Consider the following 16,904-nt stretch of genomic DNA (forward strand, 5'->3'; position numbering starts at 1 on the left):
ACTAATGAAGGAAATCCGCCATGAGCCGGTCGCACCGACCCGCACCCAGTGGTTGGCGCCCGGAGCGGCCATCGATGCCCACCGCCACGACGACCACCAGATCGTCTACGCCGCCCGTGGGGTGCTGGCCATCACCACCGACGCGGGCTCGTGGATTGCGCCCGCCACCCGTGCCATCTGGGTACCGGCCGGGACCGTGCACGCCCATCAGGCCCACGGGGGAATCGACCTGCATCTGGTCGGCCTGCCCGCGACCGACAACCCGCTCGGCCTCGACGAGCCGACGGTGCTGACCGTCGGCCCCCTGTTGCGTGAGCTGATCCTCGCCTACACCCATGCGCCGCACGACGACAGCCCCGTACGCAGCCGACTGCGGGCCGTCCTGCTGGACCAGTTGCGGGCCTCACCCCAGCAGCCGGTGCACCTGCCCGCGCCCACCGCCCCCCGGCTGAAGGCACTGTGCGAGATCTTGTTCGCCAGTCCCGCCGACAACCGCACCCTGGCCGCCCTGGGCAAAGAGGTCGGCGCAAGTGACCGCACCCTGTCCCGCCTCTTCAAAACCGACCTCGGCATGACGTTCCCGCAATGGCGCACCCAACTGCGCCTCTACCACGCCCTGATCCTGCTGGCCGAGGACACCGCGGTGACCACGGTGGCGCACATGTGCGGCTGGTCGTCCGCCAGCGCCTTCATCGACGTCTTCCGCCGCGCCTTCGGACACACCCCAGGCACCCGCCAGCCCCTCTGACGAAGCCGCCGGCCGGCGACCAGGGTGTTCCGGTTGCCGGCCGCGACACCCGCCAAGGGGGCCGTTCTCGACGGCCCGGCGTTTCCGGCACGTCGTGACCTGCATACTCCGCTCGCTGTCAGCGGTTCTTCCGGCCGCGGTCGCGCGGAGGCGCGACCGGACCCGTGGCATGACGCTCGGCGTGGGCGACGACCTCGGCATCCATCTGACCCACAGTCAATCTGTCCCAGCCGGCTCGCCAGATCCGGCTCACCCCGCACGGCACCGAGACCATCGACCGCATCCAGGCAGACGAGGCCGCCGAACTCCGCACTGCACTGGCCGACGTGACGGCCCAGGAGGTCGCCGCCTGCCTGCACGTCCTCACTCGCCTCGATGAGGAGTTCCACCGCCTCGCGACCAACGACGGCACCACGGGCACCACCGCGCAGGAAGGAAAACGGCATGACGGCACATGACACCCTCGCCCAAGGCCACCCCGACCCTCGCGACCACCACGACCACCGCGACCACCGGCACCGCCCCAGCCTCCGACGGCGGCGCGCTGTACTACGAGGCCCTTGGCGACCCCGACGGACTCCCCGTCGTCCTCGCCCACGGCGGCATGCTGGACCTGACGATGTGGGACGAACTCGCCCTCGCCCTCGCCCGCAGCGGCCACCACGTCGTCCGCTACGACCAGCGCGGCCACGGCCGCTCCTCCTCCGTCACCGGCGACTGGTCCAACCACGCCGACCTGCGTGCCCTCCTCACCCACCTGCGCCTCGAACGCCCGGTCCTCGTCGGCCTGTCCGGCGGCGCCCGCCTGATCATCGACCACGCCGTCGAGATCTCCGACGACGACCCCACCGCCCCCTCCACCCTCGCGCCGGGCGGCCGGTCGAGGCGGATGCCGCCCACCACCTCGACCGGCTCGACCGGCTGCGGGCCCGCCGCCTCGTCATCGTCGGCGAGCTGGACTCCGTCGACATCCACGCCAACGCCCGAGCCCTCGGCGGGCGCCTGGTGACCGTCCCCGGCGCCGGACACACCGTCAACCTGGAGGCACCCGACCGCTTCGAGCGCGAGGTCCTGGCCTTCCTCAACGAGTAGCCGCCCACCCGCCTCAACTCCCCGGCCCCACAACCTGGCCGTCTGGGCTGCGGGGAGGTCGACTCCGTACCAGGCACCAGCGGGATGGACATCGGCGGCGACCGGCACGACGTCATTCCCACCGCCAACGGACGGTGTGTCCCTGGTCATCGGGGACGTCGAGGGACACAGCATCGCCGCCGCGGCCATGGCCCAACTACGCAGCGCGGTAAGGGCCTTCGCCGCGATCGGCACCCGCCCAGTGACGTGCCGGCAGGCGCCATGCTCAGCCACCGCACGTGGGAAGCGGACATGTCCGCGGCCGTCTGGTTCGCGGGCGACGAACGCTTCGGCGGAGTGGTCGCCGTTCCCGGTGGCGGGGCCCCGATGTTCACCAAGCCCCGGCAATGGGACCAGCTGGAAGCCCGCAGGGCCAAGGCCAGTGCTGATGAGGTGGGCCGAGCCCAGCGAGCCGGGCTCGACGGGAAGAAGTGGTAGGAGACTTCACGCCGGCAGCGTGGAGTCGAGGTGACAGCGGCACGAGGCTGGTGGCGTCGCAGGGCGTGCGGGTACGCAAGGCGGGCACTGGTTCCCGTTGAGTCGCTCCGCGGAGGGAGCCGCACGCGGCTTGGAACGATGCTGACTGTTGTTGACTTCTTAAGCCTTCGGCTCCCACCGCTTGGTGATCGATGGCTGGCTATGCGGGGCAGGCCAGGCTTGCAGTCGAAGCTGCTCGGTGGTCTCGGGGGCCTTGTGTGAGTCGATGTCCGCGTGGACGGCGGCAGCCAGGTTCCGCCCAGAGGCCCGGATGCGGATCCAGCCGGGGGGCATGTCGAAGCGTGCTGCGGCGGGGAGGTAATCGGTGCAGCCCAGCACGACCAGTCGTCCCGAGGCCAGGTTGAGGCTGGCCTCGACGACGTGGTCGAAGTCCTCTTGGTCATCGTCCGGCTGTTCTGCGAGGACATGGACGCTGACTGCCACGGTGACGTTGACGGCGGTGCCGATGGCCAGGGCGTCTTCGGCGACGCCGAGCCGGTCCGCGACGGTCTGTTCGGTCCATACGTCGCCGAGGTCGTCCTCGGACTCGTCGTCCAGGACGTGGATCTGGAAGTAGTCCGCGAAGAGTTCGAGGTTGGTCGCCACAGGGGCATCATCGCCGCTGCCCGGGAAGGGCACGGCGGCGGGGGGCTGTCTGGTAACCCAGTCGTGATGCGGGGACAGGTATATGTGCCCCTGCCGTCCACGTGCAAGCCAGGACAGCGCCTTGCTGTCCGCAACGAGCTTGCGGTTCGCCGGCCCTCACTACCTGCATGGCGGTGAGCCGGCCGCCGAGTACCTGGAGTGTCCGGCCCCCTGCGGATCGGCGCGTTCCCCACCGCCGGCCGGGCGATAGTCCCCGCAGCGCTGGCCCAACTCGCCCACGAGCACCCTGGTCTGGAACCCATGGTGCGGGAGATCGATCCAGCGGGAGTTGCCCATGCCCTGCGCGCAGGCGACTTGGACGTTGCCCTGATCCATGAGTACGACTTCGTGCCGTCCCCTCGTGAACCTGGCCTGATGATCGAGCCGCTGTTCACCGAGTCCATGTACCTCGCGTCCACATTTCCCGTGCGGACGGGAGCATCCGACGGTTGTGTGATCGGGCGCTGCAAGGACCAGCCCTGGATCACGGCGACCCCAGGAACGCTGTGCCACGCCATGACTGTCCGGGCCTGCCAAGCCGCGGGTTTCACCCCACGGGTCCGGCACCAGGCCGACGAGTTCGCCACAGTTCTGGCCCTCGTCGCATCGGGCCAAGGCGTGGCCATTGTGCCGCAGCTCGCAATTGTCCACCCCCACCCCGAGGTGATCCTGACCCCGTTGCCCCTGCACAGGCGAACCGAGATCGCCTTCCGTAGTGGCGCCGCCCGACATCCCGCGGTCGCCGCCACCACTGCCGCGCTCCGCGAAGCCGTCACCCAGGAACTGTCCGGCACGCGGTGAGCGGTCACTTTCACCCCGGTCCTGGCCCGCCAGGAGCGGCCGCGTCAGGGCGATTGCGGTCTGTCAGCTCTTGACCGGGACGATGGACATCAGTCCGCTGAAGTACGTGACCGGCACGGTGTCCGTCTTGTTGGTGGTCGTCCCGCTGCTGGACGAGGACGTCTCGGACGAGGTGAGCCCCGCGCCGAATGAAATGACCTTGTCGAAGCTTGCGTTGATCTGCCCCGACACCGTCTTCTCCAGGCCCTGCTGCCGGATCTGCTGCTCGCTCAGCGTCACCGAGGGGCCCCACCCGGGTCAGTTGTCGACGTACTTGCGCAACACGGCCTGGTAGTCGGCGAATTCGGGCTCGGTGTGGAGCTTGTCGGTGTCCTTGTTGAGGTAGACCAGCCCCGGGCAGTCGGGCTTCCCGGAACCGCGCAGCCGCTCGCTGCCGACCTTCTTGCCCGTCCTGGCCTCGTACACGGTGACGTCGTACACACCGCGGTACAGCTTGATGGCGTCCGTCGTGAACTTGCATTCGGTCAGGAACTCGCCCTCGTCGGGGGAGTCCAGGCAGGCGATGAGCTGGACCCGGCGCGGGTCGAGGTTGTTTCCGCTCCAGTAGTCCGCCATGTCCAAGGCCGGGAAGGCCAGGCGGGGGGTGCCGGACTCGCTGATGGTGAACATCGCGATCGGGTGCGGGCCCGCGCCCGTGTGGCCGGCCGCCTGCGGGAAGTACTTGCGGGCCATGCCGTCGCCACACCCGGACTCGAAGTCGGAGACGCGGCCCAGGGCCTTGTCGCTGGCCTTCGGCTCGAACATCACCCAGTAGGTGCCATAGCCGACCGCCGCCACCATGACCACCGCGGTCACCCGGAGGAACAGCGTCCGCCGCCTGCGCTGTTCCGGCCGCAGGTCCTGGACGGACGCCCCGCCGGCCCTGCGCCTGTTCCCCAGGAGGTATCCGAGGTAGACGACCGGGGCGGCCGCCACCACGGCGAACAGGACGCCGACCGGCGGATTGCCGCCGTTGAAGGCGATCACCGAGAAGATCACCGCGATGCCGATGAGCAGGACTATCAGCTTGGCCATGAACACACCTTTCCGTGGGGACCAGCAGCGAGGCCAAAGGCTGCCGCCGACAGGCGAGTTCGCCTCGGCGTTTCCGTGCTGAGTGGTCGCGTTCGGACGTTCTTCGGGGAGCCGGTCCCTGACCTGGGCAAGGACGGTGAAGGGAGCGGGCGCCGCCCGAGGACGGCGCCCGACGGGATGTGCCGGCTCAGGACAGCATGTTGATCTTGTACTGCATGATCCGGTAGTTCTTCGGGTCGTACCACTGGCTGACGACGATGTGGAAGTTGCCGAACGTCGAGCCGGGGATGACGAACCCGCCGTACGGGCTGGCGACGAGGTTGGCCACCTCCTGCCCCGGGGCGCAGGGCAGGATCATCGTCTGCTCCAGCGTCCTTGTCAGGTCCGAGGTCGGGAGCGGGAAGACCATCACCCGGATCGACAGCGGGTTCATGTTCAGCCATGTGAGGACGTACTTGCCGTCCATGGCGCGGAAGCAGATCTCGCCCCACTTGCGGGCGCCGAAGACAGTTGTCGGGGGCGCGCCCCACCGCCAGTCGCCGTCGGCGTAGCCCCACGGCTCGTAGGCGTCCGGGTTGCCGAGGCTGTCCTTCCGTACCCGGTGCAGCAACATCCCCGATTCCACGTCACGGTTGAAGACCGTGGACAGGACGTAGCAGTAGTCGCCCTCGGCCACGGCGTAGGTCTTCTGCTGGAACTGGCCGCCGTGCAGGTCGCCCGGCCACTGGCACAGGTACTCCCAGGTCTCACCGTTGTCGGTGGAGCGCCAGAAGTCCGTGTGGTGGGTGTCGTAGATGACGCCGCGCATGAGATGCATGTACATGACGCCGTCGACGACGAACACGTCGGACGGGATCGCCGTCGTGGCCTTGTCACCGACCGGGTTGTGCGGCTCGTCGACAAGGCTGATGGCGTGGTCGCCGCCGACGCTGCCGTCGATACGCAGGTTGTTCAGGTCCGCGCTGCCGGAGCGCAGGCCGACCGGGGCGCGCCAGTCGTCGGCGGCCTCGCCGGGCTGCGGTACGTGGTCGCCGTTGAAGGTGTCGCCGCCGACGAAGAGCATGGTGCCGTTCGGGCACAGCGCGGGGATGCCGAGGTCGGTCCACGGCGAGGCGAACGGGCCGGTCTCGACCGGGCCGCTCAGGTTCTTCACCTTGGTTGCGAGCGTCGGGCTGGACGGGTCGCCCGGCCCGCCGGCCATCGCCACCTCGGTGCCCGGACCGACGACCCCAGCCCCCACGGCGACGCCGATGCCGATGCCGATCTTGAGGAGCTTACGGCGGGAGTAGCCGCCGGTCGTCGAATCCTTCTCGTCCGATGGACGCGTCATCCTGTCGATGCCTTTCAGATCAGAGTCAATTACGTGTGCCAGGAGATGCCCTCGGTGGCACGGCGCTGGTCCGCCGCGTGAGCCCTTCGGTAGAACACGACCGACGCTGGGCGGTCTGCCTGCACCGGACGGCGTCGACGCTAACCACGGCCGATGAAATGGCGATGACACGACGATGACCTCGCTGGTGGGCATGCCGGAGTCCGCGGGCGGAATGCGCAGGGTGCGCCGGCCTGGACGTGCGGGTGCCAACACGCGGAGATCCGGGGTGGATCCGCGTATCCACTGCACGTTTCGGCCCAGCGGCCCCCTCCCACCAGCCGATACGCCCACCGAGCAACCGACTTGCGCAAGACCGCTCAGTACACCGGCAGCGCCAGCAGTGTCGCGCGGTTGAGGACGAAGAGGCGGTTGTCGGCGGCGGCGGTGGAGCGGGCCTGGCCGCCGGTGAGGGCGTACGGCTGGGGCTGGCCGTCTCCGGAGCGCGGCAGACCGCTCACCCCGGTGTCGTCGCTCTCCACGATCCAGACGCTGTTCCCCTGGACGACCGGTGGCCGCCACGGCGGGGCGACGCCGGCGATCATCATCGGGTCGGCGGCCTGACTGCCGTCGGAGTGCAGCGAACGCAGCGCGTCGCAGTCCAGCGCGTAGACCACGCCACCGGCCACGGTGGGCGGGCCCCACCCGCCGACGCCCCGGCTGGGCGGTCGCAGCGGGTTCTGGGCCCACAGTTCGCGGCCGCCGGCGACCTGAACCGCAGCCAGACTGCGGCCGCCGAGATAGACGGTTGTGCCGTCGATGGCGGGCCGCAGGGGTCCTTCGGCCTGTCCCTTGCGGACCCATGCGCGGGAACCGTCCTCGGCACGGACCGCGGCCACGTCCCCCGTCTCCGTGCAGAGCACCAGATGGCCGGCGCCCAGGGCCGCGGCGGGGTGGCCGCCCGTCAGCGTCAGCGGTGGCCGCCGGGTCCACCGCACCTTCCCGTCGGTCCCCACGCAGCGCAGCCGGCCATCGGAGGTCAGCAGATAGACGGCGTGGGCGTCGGCGGCCAGCAGGGCACCCACCTCCGCGTCCACCGTCCACCGGGGGGACCCGGTGGCGGCCACCCAGGTGCGCAGCGTCCCCTCGCCGTCGGCGGTGGCCACCAGCCGGTCCCCGATCGACAGGTAGCCGGCGTCCGCCTTCGCATCGCCGATCCGCCACCGCTCCCGGCCGTCGGTGACCCGGCGCGCCGCGACGCCGCCCCCGGAGGCCGCGAACACCACCACATCGCGCACCGGCAGCGGAGCCGGCGACCCGGCGTCGGCCACGTCCTGAATGGGGCCCCACAGCGGTTGCGGGGAGCCTTCGGCGGAACCGAGCGGCGCGGCCCGCACCTTTGCGGCCGGCGGGATGTCGAACGGGTCGGACGGGGCGTGACCACCGTCACCACGGCTGAGCCACCAGGCGGTACCGCCGCCCGCCGCGGCCAGCAGCGCCCCACCACCGGCGGCCGCGGCCAGCAGCCGCCGCCGGGTGAGGCCAGGGGTGCCGTCGGCCGCGCCGCCCTCGGAAGCGGGCGAGAGGACGGCCGGACGGGACGTCAGGCGGCGGGCCGCCGCTTCCCGTTGCCGGATCTCCTGCCCCAGCCGGCCGGACTTCCACAGCCGTTCGGGCTGCCGCGGCGCCGCCGCGGCGTCGGCGACCTGGGTGGGCAGCGGGCGTGCCGCCGGGTCCTTGGCGAAGCAGGGCGTGAGGAGGTATCGCAAGCCCTCCGGAACGGCCTCCAGGTCGGGGCTGCCGTGCACGACCTCGTACAGGACGGCCGTCACCTCGGTGCCGGTGTACGCCGGCCGGCCGGCCGCGGCGAAGGCGAGGACGGCGCCGAGGGAGAAGATGTCGGCCGCCGGTCCGACGCGCTGCCCCAGGACCTGTTCCGGCGCGCCGAAGCCGGGTGTGACCGGGATCTGTCCGGTACGGGTGAGGGTCAGGCCGTGCTCGGGGCGGGCGATGCCGAAGTCGATCAGGCGGGGGCCGCGCGAGGTGAGGACGACATTGGGGGGCTTCACATCCCGGTGGACCAGCCCGGTGGCGTGCACGTCCTGGAGCGTGCGGGCCAGTGACCGCGCCAGCTCCCGCACGGCGGCGTCGTCGAGCGGCCCGAAGTGCGTGACGGCGTCGTCCAGCGTCGGGCCGGCCAGGAACTCCGTGGCGATCCACGGCCTGCCGCCCTCCAGTTCGGCGGCCAGTACGCGCGCCACGCCCTCGCTGGTCACCGCCCGCGCGGTCTGTGCCTCCCGGAGGAAACGGTCGGCCAGGTGCCCGTCGTGGGCGAGTTCCGGCAGCAGGACCTTCACCGCGGCGGGGTGTCCGGAGGCGTCCGCTCCGAAGTACACCTTGCCCATGCCGCCCTCTCCGAGGACGCCGTGGAGGCGGTAGGGGCCCAGGCGCAGCGGATCTCCCTGGCCGAGGGGTTTCACAGTCGGTCGTCTCCTGGATCGGTAACGGAGCGGGGCATCAGGCGAGCGGGAGGGCGATGGTCCGCTTCTCCTGGCGGACGTACAGCCGGCCGCCCTTGGGGTCGGCGGTCAGGACGAGGGGCTTGGTCTCGTACGTCCACACGGCCTTATGGGTGTGCAGGTCGACGGCGCGCAGGCCCTTGTCGTCGGCGCAGTAGGCGTACCGCTTTCCGAGCGCCGGGGCCACGTCCCGGAGGTTCTTCCTGCCGGACAGCCCCTTCTCCTGCCAGTTCAGCGTGCCGGAGAGGGCGTCGACGGCGACCAGTCCCCGGTCGGCCTCGGCGCAGTAGACGACTCCGTCCTGGACGATGGGCGCGCCGTACCGCCGCTCCTCGCCCGCGCTGTCGCCGACGTCGCGCCCGTTGCCGAAGAGCCACTCCAGCCCGCCGTCGGACAGCCGGCGGGCGGTGAGGGTCTCGGCGCCCAGGTAGAGGTTGTGGTCGTCGGCGACCAGGCGGGACGGCGGGGTGCCCGCGAACGTCTCGGACATCTCCCACAGTTGGCGGCCGTGGCCCTTGTCGTGCACGGAGAGGCGTATGAAGTGCGAGTCCGTGCTCGGGCTCCCGCACAGCACCACCCGGGACCCCACCACGCCGCCGCACAGCATGGGCGGGAGGCCCTCGGCCCGCGGCTCGTCCACCGGGCTGCGCCAGCGCTCCTTGCCCGAGTCCAGGTTGGCCGCGACCAGGTACCAGCGCTTGCCGGAGGCGAGCCGGGCGACCAGGTACGCGATGCCGTCGACCACGCACAGCAGCTGGTTGTACTGCTCCTTGCCGGTGAACGCGGAGAGTTCCACCAGGGGCTTGCCCAGTTGGCCATCGGTCTGCGAGACCTCGCACACCGCCAGCGACGCCGCCTTCTCCTGGTGCCCCCGCAGGGCGTACACGCGGGTGCCGTCGGTGGTCGACCGCCAGGTATCGGCGATGTTCGCCTGCCAGGTCGATTTGCCCGACTCGGCGTTGAAGCCGTTCAGCACGATCCCCGCGCGCATGGCCAGGTTCCGGCCCACGCTCATCACCTCGCCCCCGGAGTCCGGGCACCACAGGCCGGCGCTCCACAGTGGTACCGGGGGCTTCGGCCGGTCGACGGCGTCCTTCTTCTTGGCGCCGCCCCCTCCGTCCCCGGAGCCTCCGAGCAGAGCCCAGCCTCCGCCGCCGAGAATGCCGCCGCCCAGGAGGGCGCCGCCGGCCACGTACAGCAGCCGCCGCCGCGAGACGCCCGGTACGCCGGCGGACTCCGCCCGCGGCTCCTCGGCGGGCATCGGCGGCGGCAAGCGGTGCGGCGGCTCGCGCCACACCTCGTCGCTGCGCCGGGCGATCTCCCGCAGCACCGCGTCGGGCAGCAGGTCCGCGAAGCCGCCGGGGACGCGCGACGCGGCCCCGGCGCCACCCAGCGCGGTGGACAGCTCGGTGGTGGACGGGCGGTGCGCGGGGTCCTTGGCCAGGCAGCGGACGAGCAGGGGACGCAGCGACTCGGGAACCCGGCCGAGGTCCGGCTCGCCGAACCGGACGCGGTACAGCAGGTCGGTGGGGGCCCCGCCGCCGAACGGGCCGAGGCCGGTGGCGGCGAAGACCAGCACTCCGGCCAGGGCGAACACATCGCCCGCCGCCGCGTGTTCCAGGCCCGCCGCCTGCTCGGGCGACATGAACGCCGGCGTGCCCATGGCGCCGCCGACGCTCGTCAGGTGCTCGTCGCCGAAGGCTCGGGCGATGCCGAAGTCGATGATCCGCGGGCCCTGCGCCGTCACCAGGACGTTGGACGGCTTCAGGTCACGGTGCACCACCTCCGACCGGTGAAGCTGCTCCAGCCCGGCGGCGAGGGACGCGCCGAGGGCGCGCACGGCCGGCTCCGGCAGCGGCCCGCCCACTTCGACGGCCGTGTCCAGCGGCGGGCCGAGGACGTACTCCGTCGCCAGCCACGGGGTCGGTGCCTGGGGGTCGGCGTCGACGACCACCGCACCATGGCCGGAGCCGATGACGCGTGCCGCGTCCGTCTCCAGCCGGAAGCGGGTCCGCAGCGTGGTGTCCGCGATGAGACGGGTGTGCAGCGTCTTCACGGCGACCGTGCGTCCGCCCGCCGAACGGGCCAGGTAGACGGTGCCCATGCCGCCTCCGCCGAGGCGGGCGAGGATTCTGAACGGCCCGACGGTGTGCGGGTCGTCGTGCAGAAGTGGGGAGATCATGGCCTCAGCGCTCTTGGGTGGGGAGTGCGGCGGCGAGGACCTCCGCGGACTGACGGGACAACGCCTCGACGACACGGCCGGGCAGCGACACCGGCTCCGTGGAGCCGGCCAGCGCGCCGTAGGCCGCACCCGGCAGCAACTCCGCGAGTACCCTGGCCGGTTCGGGCCGCCCTTCCGGGTCGCGCGAGCGGCACGCCGTGACGATGTCCCGCAGGCCGGCGGGGATCTCCTGTCGCTCGGGCACGGTGTGCCCGGTCGCGGCGTACGCCAGCACGGCACCCAGGGCGTAGATGTCCCCGGCCCGGTCCGGCGGGCCGCCCGCCGCCAGTTCGGGAGCGAGGCAGCCGGTCTCCAGCCCGCTTGCCGGCATGGGGGAGGACTCTGTCACCGGGTTCGCACGGGTCGCGCCGAAGCAGCCCAGGAGCGGCCCGCAGGCGGTCAGCAGCACACCCGCCGGGAAGACGCCGCCGTGCACGATGCCCAGGACGTGGGCCGACGCCAGGGCTTCGGCCAGCGTGCCGCCGAGCGTACGGACCAACGGTTCCGGCAGCGGGCCGCCGTGCGCGGCCAGGACGGCGGGCAGCGGCAGCGCGGGCCGGTAGGGGGAGGTGTACCAGGGAAAGGCCGGCGTTCCCCCGAGCTGGGCCACCGGCCAGAACCCGGGCTGGGTCAGCCGGGTCGCCTGCTGCGCCTCGGCCGCCCACCGCGCCGGGTCACCGCCGGGTGGCGGCAGACACGCCAGCACGGTGTGCCCGCCGTCAGCGCTACGGGCCAGATAGCGGCGCTCGGGAACGCCCCGGCTGCCGTCGGCGTCGAGACGGGCCAACGTCACAAAGTCCCCGATCCGCGCAGGATCGTCCTGCCGCAGCCTCTCCACTCGGCTTCTCCCCCATCAGGCTCGTTAGGGGCGTGAGCCTATATACGGCGGGGACGTGGGGGGGAAAGGGGGGACCATTTCCGGGGCGACGGACACCCACTGGCGTCCGTAGTGCGCGTTTTGCCCGGGATAGCGAGCCGGTGCACCGCCGCCGGGGTGAGGTGGATCTGTCCCTGGTCAGCGTGGACTCCACCACCGCCCGAGCCCACCATGGCGCCGCCAGGTCCGTTTCACGGGGCACAGTCGTAGAGGGTGAAGCTTCCGTCCGAGATGCGGCCGTAGGCGCGCGGCGGGATACGAGTGCAGTTCCGCTTCACCCAGATCGTTGCCGGTGTGGACGGGCGGCGGGTGGTCAGTAGGGCGTAGCGGAGTTGGTGGGTGGAGACCAGGGTGGTCAGCCGCTGGGCGGTCGGATACGGGGTCAGGCCTGTGAAGCCGCCCATGACCAGCATGGGTTGGGAGGTGGCGCGCAGCAGCGGCTCAGCGCCGTAGGCGGCTTGGGTGGCGAGTAGATACCTCTCCCGGGAACGGTGCGCCGTGAGGTAGTTCAGCAGTGCGGCGTCGCGCACGGACGGGGTGTTCAAGGCACCGGTCCCGATCTTGGTCCGGTGGTGGCGCATGTCGAGGTAGCCGGCTCCGACCGGTCCGGCCAGCGGCGACATCGGTGAGCCGGCGTACCGCGGATCCAAGCAGGAGGTAGCCCAGACAGCCGGGGCGAGCAGCGTGGACGCCAGGCCTGCCGCCAGGGCGCTGTGCACCGCCCGCCGCGTGCTGCGCGGCCCGCAGGACCACAGGCCGACGGTCCCGCACAGGCCGAGCATCAGCACCATCGGCAGCAACCAGGGCGCGAACCCCCTGTGCGGACCGTCAATCACCACAGCCCACAGCGCGGTCAGCCCGACCGCGGCGGGCAGCGCCGCCCGGCGCCGGCCGCCGGCGCGGTATCGGTCCCAGAAGAGGGCCGCTCCGCCACCGGTCAGCGCTGCCACGGCCGGGGCGAGAACGGCGGTGTAGTAGCCGTGGTTGCCGTTGGAGGTGCTGAATACCACGACGTGCACCGTCAGCCAGCCGCCCCAGAGCAGGAACCCCACGCGCGGCCCGTCGGTGCGCGGCTGCCCCGCACGCCACAACAGGCCCAGCACCAGGGCCAGTGCGGTGAGCGGCAGAAGCCAGGCGATCTGCGGGCCTACGACGTGGTTGACCAGCATGGTCCAACCGGTGTTGCCGGTGGTGCGGCTGGCGGCGGTGCCGGCGACGGCGCCCAGCGCGTGCGGGTCCTGGCCGAAGCGGCTCAGCCCGTTGTAGCCGAAGACGAGGGTGAAGGGGTTGTTGTTGGAGGTCCCGTCGAGGTAGGGGCGGTTCGCGGAAGGCGTCGCCCACACCAGCAGCAGCCAGGAGCAGGAGACGACGAGTGCGGTGATCCCGGCGAGCAGCAGCCGCCAGGTCCGGTCCAGCCGGGAGCCGGGCGCTGCCAGTTGGTAGACCGCGGCGAAGACGGGAAGGACCAGCCAGGCCTGGAGCATCTTGGCCTGGAAGGCGAGACCCACCCATGTTCCGCAGACGAGCAGCGGCAGCAGCTTCCCGGTGCGGAGCGCCTTCTGCAGCGATCCCGCCGCGAGGACGAGCAGCAGGACGAGCAGGGTGTCCGGGATGGTGTGCCGGTTCAGCGCGACGGTGATGGGGGTGAGGGTGAGTACCAGCGCGGCGAGCAGCCCGGCCAGTGGGCCGGCCCAGGCGCGGACGATCCGGTGCAACGCCCAGACGGCCGCTATGCCCTCCAGCACCTGCGGCAGTGCTGCCGCCCAGTCGTACGGCCCGAAGAGCTTCACGGAAAGGGCCTGCGGCCACAGCGCACCGGGGATCTTGTCCAAGGTGATCCAGCCGCTCGGGTCCAGCCCGCCGAAGACGAAGGTGTGCCAGTTCGCCGCCATCGACCGCACGGCCGCGCTGTAATAGGGGTGGACCCCGGCTTGGCCGATGCCCCAGGCGTAGAGCACCGCGGCCATCGCCAGGATCAGCAGCAGCGCCCACAACTCCCGTTTATCGGCGCCCTGTTGAAACAGCGCGGCCCACCTGCCTCCGCTCGTCCGGTGGGCGCGGTCGCGGTGGCGGTCGGTGGAGTCCCGGGTGACGGGGGTGGTGGCCATGGCGGGGCCTCTCAGGGGCGTCAGGCTGGGGGCGATCGGGGAGCGTCAGGCTGGGGACGATGAGGGGGCGGCGGGTTCACAGGCGGCGGGCCATGCGCAGCCCCTGGGCGTAGAAGCCGTCGCCGTCGAGCGTCGCGCGGCCGGCGAGGTCGCCCATGGTGGGTCCGTTGGCCCTGGAGCGGCTGGAGTAGAAGCGCGGATGCCCGTTGTCGTCCGGTCCCAGGTAGATGCCGCAGTGGTCGATACCGTGCGGCCGGCCGATGTCGATGGCGAAGAAGACCAGGTCACCGGGTTGCAGCGGGCTGATGTCGGCAGGCCGGCGGCCGGTGTTCGGGATCAGCAGCACGCCCGGGGCCCGGCCGGCGATGGCGTAGGCCCGGCGGGGCAGACCGGCCCCCGGCATGTTGGTGGAGTGCATGGGGTATCCCATGCGGTACCCCCAGACCAGGCGCATGAAGCCGGAGCAGTCCACGTCTCCGTAGCGCGCCTCCTCCGGGTCCTTGCGGGTGCCGTCCGGGAAGGTCCAGGGGGTGCCGAGGTAGTCGTAGAAGTCCGACTTCTCGTCGCGGGAGTGGAACGACTCCGGCGACTGCCCGGAAACGCGCGGCCCGAAGTGGGCCTTGCCCGCGTAGCGCAGGCCGGCTGCGGTGCGGCGGTCGGGTGCCCCGTCGCCGTACTGGAAGGCCACGCCGAAGACGTCCGGGCTCCGGTCGGCGAGGACCTTGGGGAACCACTCCCGGAACCACCGCGTGTGCTGCTTGCCCTGCCGCCATCCGTCGGGCATCAGCCGTACCCAGGCGTTGCCGCGCACGACCGCGCCGGTGGTGCGCGGTTCGCTCCAGGTACGGGGCGGGCCGGCCAGCAGTGCGGTGCGCGCGCCGTCGGTGAAGGTGGCCAGCACGCGGCCGTCGGCGGCGCGGACCACCGTACGGGCAGGCGTCCGGCGGCGCTCGAAGCGGTAGCCGCCGGTCGGCACGGGGAAGTCACCGTGCGGTTCGCCGGGATCGGGATGGTGGACGCGGTGCCGTGCGTAGGCGCTGACCACTCCGGCGGTCGCGGCCAGGCCGGCGACGCCGCTCAGGACCTGACGGCGGCTGGGACCGCGGCGCGGGGTGGGGTCGGTGCCCATGGTGACCTCCTCGACGTGCGGATGGGCGGCGGACGGTCCGGCTCGGTCAGCCGGTGGGCAGTGCCCCCAGCAGTAGTCCGGCGACGAGCACCACATACGTGCCGAGGGTCACCGCGGTGGTGGAGATCGCGGTGGCCGCCAATGGTTGGCGGACCAGCTGATAGGCGATCAGGCCGGGCACGATGAAGCCCAGGGTCTGCGTGGTGTACAAGAACGGGAACTCGTGCTGGAGCGCGAGCATCACCGTGGCCTGCAACACCACCGCACACAGCACCACGGCGGCGAACAGTCGCTTCCCGTAAAGGATCACCTGGCGCTGCAGGACCTTGGTCGCGGCGAAGGTGAGCGCCGTGACGCCGATCATCAGTGCGGCCCGCTCCACGTCCGTGACGAGGGTCAGCGCCAGCCAGCCGGGGGTGATCATGCCGCCGGGAGAGAGATTGGTGGTCAGATAGCACACCAGCGAGAAGACCAGTCCGAGGGCGATCCCCAGCGCGGCTGTCTCCGGAGTGACGATGACGGGGATCACAGCGGCTTCCTTGTCGGGTCGTGGGGGGCGTTGTGGCCGGCGGAGGCGGGATTCGGGAGATGCGCGGCGGGCTCCGGGCCGTTCAGCGGCGCCACCCAGCTGTACGGCTCCAGCTCGGGCGGGTGCGCGACCCCGAGCGGTTCGCCGGTGCCGTCCGCGGGCAGCTCGCCGAGGTGCTCGAGGAACAGTTCGCCCTGGCCGTGGATGTTGCCGATGGCCACCAGTGAGGAGTCCGGGCCCAGTTCGGCGAGGAGGGCGTGGGTCAGCTCGGCCGCGTCCCGCCGGTCGCCGCCCAGGTCCACCACGCGCCCCGATGACCGGCCCGGGGGGATGCCGTCGCGGGCGCTCTTGGTGGGGTGCCCGATCAGGAAGACCGTCTCCGGGTTCAGATCGGGGATGATCGCCCCCATCTGCCCGTTGCGTTCCACCCGGTCCGGGCGGCAGTTGATGACCACGTTGAGCGGGCGGCGGATCGCGCCGAGCTCCTCGAGTTGACGGATGTTCATCAGCGTCGACTCGGGATCGTTCGCGGCGAAGACATTGGCGAAGCGCAGCCGCTTGCCGTCCGGTGTGCGATAGCGCTCGACGGAGAGCACGCCGGGATCCGGCGGCGCATCCCACATACCGCGCAGCGCGGTGTCCCGGTCCACGCCGAGCAGCTCCGCCACCGCCAGCGCGATGGCGACGTTCTCCTTGAAGGTGAACCAGCTGAACCCGCGCAGCTCCTCGTCGGTGACCGACTCAGGGTCGACCGCGATCAGACGGCAACTCCGCTTGTCCGCCTCTTCCTTGAGGATGTGCAGCCGCTCGCGCTCGGCGGTGACACAGACCCCGCCGACCGGCATCGACCGGCAGAGCGAGCGGGCCACGTCGTCCAGCGTGGGACCCATCTCCTCCAGGTGGTCCTCGCGGACATTGCACAGCACACCGATGGTGGAGCGGATCAGCTTCTCCTGGTTGACCTCCTGAAGTGCGGGCATCACCGCCATGCACTCGATCACCAGCGCATCCGGCCGGTACGCCGCCGCGCGCCGGACGATGCCGATCTGTTCCACGACATTGGCGATGCCGAACTTGCGGTACACCGGCTCCTCGGTGGCGTCCGGGTGGATGAACCGGGCCGCGGTGCCGGTGGTCTTGGCAACGGTGACCAGGTCACCGCCGCGCAGCGCCCCCGCGCACAGCCGGGTGATGGAGCTCTTGCCGCGAATACCGTTGACCAGCACACGGGTGGGGATCTGCGCCAGCGCCGCGTAGTGGCGCCGCTGTTCCAGCACGCCGGCGACCAACAGCACCGCACAACTCAGCAGCAGCACAACATAGAGGAAAAGCACGT

Annotated in this window: 16 protein-coding genes and 1 pseudogene; 6 read left to right on the top strand and 11 right to left on the bottom strand. The window is 71.5% G+C overall.

The window, feature by feature from the left end:
* Positions 1 to 4: 4 nt before the first annotated feature.
* The 5 genes and pseudogenes from ACZ4S3_RS03220 to ACZ4S3_RS03240 all read left to right on the top strand — a co-directional run bounded on the left by ACZ4S3_RS03220 (position 5) and on the right by ACZ4S3_RS03240 (position 2,317).
* Positions 5 to 748 carry an AraC family transcriptional regulator gene (locus ACZ4S3_RS03220; protein WP_467925045.1) on the top strand — a complete coding sequence of 248 codons (744 nt, stop codon included), beginning with the start codon at positions 5 to 7 and terminating at the stop codon, positions 746 to 748.
* Between the two features lie 326 nt (positions 749 to 1,074).
* The gene (locus ACZ4S3_RS03225) at positions 1,075 to 1,206 is read left to right on the top strand and encodes a hypothetical protein (RefSeq protein WP_467925047.1); all 132 of its coding nucleotides are present in this window, start codon (positions 1,075 to 1,077) and stop codon (positions 1,204 to 1,206) included.
* On the top strand, positions 1,203 to 1,757 hold the full coding sequence (locus ACZ4S3_RS03230; RefSeq protein WP_467925049.1) for an alpha/beta fold hydrolase: 555 nt from the start codon (positions 1,203 to 1,205) through the stop codon (positions 1,755 to 1,757). Before ACZ4S3_RS03225 ends, ACZ4S3_RS03230 begins: the two co-directional genes overlap by 4 nt.
* 149 nt (positions 1,758 to 1,906) lie before the next feature.
* Positions 1,907 to 2,081, top strand: a pseudogene (locus ACZ4S3_RS03235) (SpoIIE family protein phosphatase); the annotation flags it as partial.
* Positions 2,082 to 2,131: 50 nt separating this feature from the next.
* Complete coding sequence (locus ACZ4S3_RS03240) at positions 2,132 to 2,317, top strand: hypothetical protein (RefSeq protein WP_467925248.1); 186 nt, start codon at positions 2,132 to 2,134, stop codon at positions 2,315 to 2,317.
* Between the two features lie 159 nt (positions 2,318 to 2,476).
* Here ACZ4S3_RS03240 and ACZ4S3_RS03245 read toward each other — a convergent pair whose 3' ends face one another.
* The gene (locus ACZ4S3_RS03245; RefSeq protein WP_467925051.1) at positions 2,477 to 2,962 is read right to left on the bottom strand and encodes a hypothetical protein; all 486 of its coding nucleotides are present in this window, start codon (positions 2,960 to 2,962) and stop codon (positions 2,477 to 2,479) included.
* A gap of 198 nt (positions 2,963 to 3,160) precedes the next feature.
* Here ACZ4S3_RS03245 and ACZ4S3_RS03250 point away from each other — a divergent pair, with 198 nt between their 5' ends.
* The gene (locus ACZ4S3_RS03250) at positions 3,161 to 3,802 is read left to right on the top strand and encodes a LysR substrate-binding domain-containing protein (protein ID WP_467925053.1); all 642 of its coding nucleotides are present in this window, start codon (positions 3,161 to 3,163) and stop codon (positions 3,800 to 3,802) included.
* A 63-nt stretch (positions 3,803 to 3,865) separates the two neighbouring features.
* On the opposite strand, the gene ACZ4S3_RS03255 is transcribed toward ACZ4S3_RS03250, so the two are convergent.
* The 10 genes from ACZ4S3_RS03255 to pgsB all read right to left on the bottom strand — a co-directional run bounded on the left by ACZ4S3_RS03255 (position 3,866) and on the right by pgsB (position 16,902).
* Entirely contained in the window at positions 3,866 to 4,081 is a 216-nt protein-coding gene (locus ACZ4S3_RS03255) for a hypothetical protein (RefSeq protein ID WP_467925055.1), read from the bottom strand.
* 18 nt (positions 4,082 to 4,099) lie between these two features.
* Positions 4,100 to 4,876 carry a hypothetical protein gene (locus tag ACZ4S3_RS03260; RefSeq protein ID WP_467925057.1) on the bottom strand — a complete coding sequence of 259 codons (777 nt, stop codon included), beginning with the start codon at positions 4,874 to 4,876 and terminating at the stop codon, positions 4,100 to 4,102.
* Between the two features lie 187 nt (positions 4,877 to 5,063).
* Positions 5,064 to 6,206: a DUF4185 domain-containing protein gene (locus ACZ4S3_RS03265; RefSeq protein WP_467925059.1), complete on the bottom strand. Its 1,143-nt coding sequence runs from the start codon at positions 6,204 to 6,206 to the stop codon at positions 5,064 to 5,066.
* A 359-nt stretch (positions 6,207 to 6,565) separates the two neighbouring features.
* The gene (locus tag ACZ4S3_RS03270; RefSeq protein WP_467925061.1) at positions 6,566 to 8,665 is read right to left on the bottom strand and encodes a protein kinase domain-containing protein; all 2,100 of its coding nucleotides are present in this window, start codon (positions 8,663 to 8,665) and stop codon (positions 6,566 to 6,568) included.
* Positions 8,666 to 8,702: 37 nt separating this feature from the next.
* Entirely contained in the window at positions 8,703 to 10,886 is a 2,184-nt protein-coding gene (locus ACZ4S3_RS03275; RefSeq protein WP_467925063.1) for a protein kinase domain-containing protein, read from the bottom strand.
* Between the two features lie 4 nt (positions 10,887 to 10,890).
* Positions 10,891 to 11,763: a protein kinase family protein gene (locus ACZ4S3_RS03280; RefSeq protein WP_467925065.1), complete on the bottom strand. Its 873-nt coding sequence runs from the start codon at positions 11,761 to 11,763 to the stop codon at positions 10,891 to 10,893.
* Between the two features lie 230 nt (positions 11,764 to 11,993).
* Positions 11,994 to 13,910, bottom strand: a complete 1,917-nt coding sequence (locus ACZ4S3_RS03285) for an ArnT family glycosyltransferase (protein ID WP_467925067.1) — start codon at positions 13,908 to 13,910, stop codon at positions 11,994 to 11,996.
* 76 nt (positions 13,911 to 13,986) lie between these two features.
* Complete coding sequence (locus tag ACZ4S3_RS03290) at positions 13,987 to 15,039, bottom strand: NlpC/P60 family protein (protein ID WP_467925069.1); 1,053 nt, start codon at positions 15,037 to 15,039, stop codon at positions 13,987 to 13,989.
* A gap of 46 nt (positions 15,040 to 15,085) precedes the next feature.
* Positions 15,086 to 15,568, bottom strand: coding sequence for a poly-gamma-glutamate biosynthesis protein PgsC/CapC (locus ACZ4S3_RS03295; protein ID WP_467925071.1), 483 nt, complete (start codon positions 15,566 to 15,568; stop codon positions 15,086 to 15,088).
* On the bottom strand, positions 15,565 to 16,902 hold the full coding sequence (gene pgsB / locus ACZ4S3_RS03300; RefSeq protein WP_467925073.1) for a poly-gamma-glutamate synthase PgsB: 1,338 nt from the start codon (positions 16,900 to 16,902) through the stop codon (positions 15,565 to 15,567). Before pgsB ends, ACZ4S3_RS03295 begins: the two co-directional genes overlap by 4 nt.
* Positions 16,903 to 16,904: the final 2 nt, after the last annotated feature.

It is taken from the genome of Streptomyces sp. NPDC028368, from assembly GCF_055565615.1.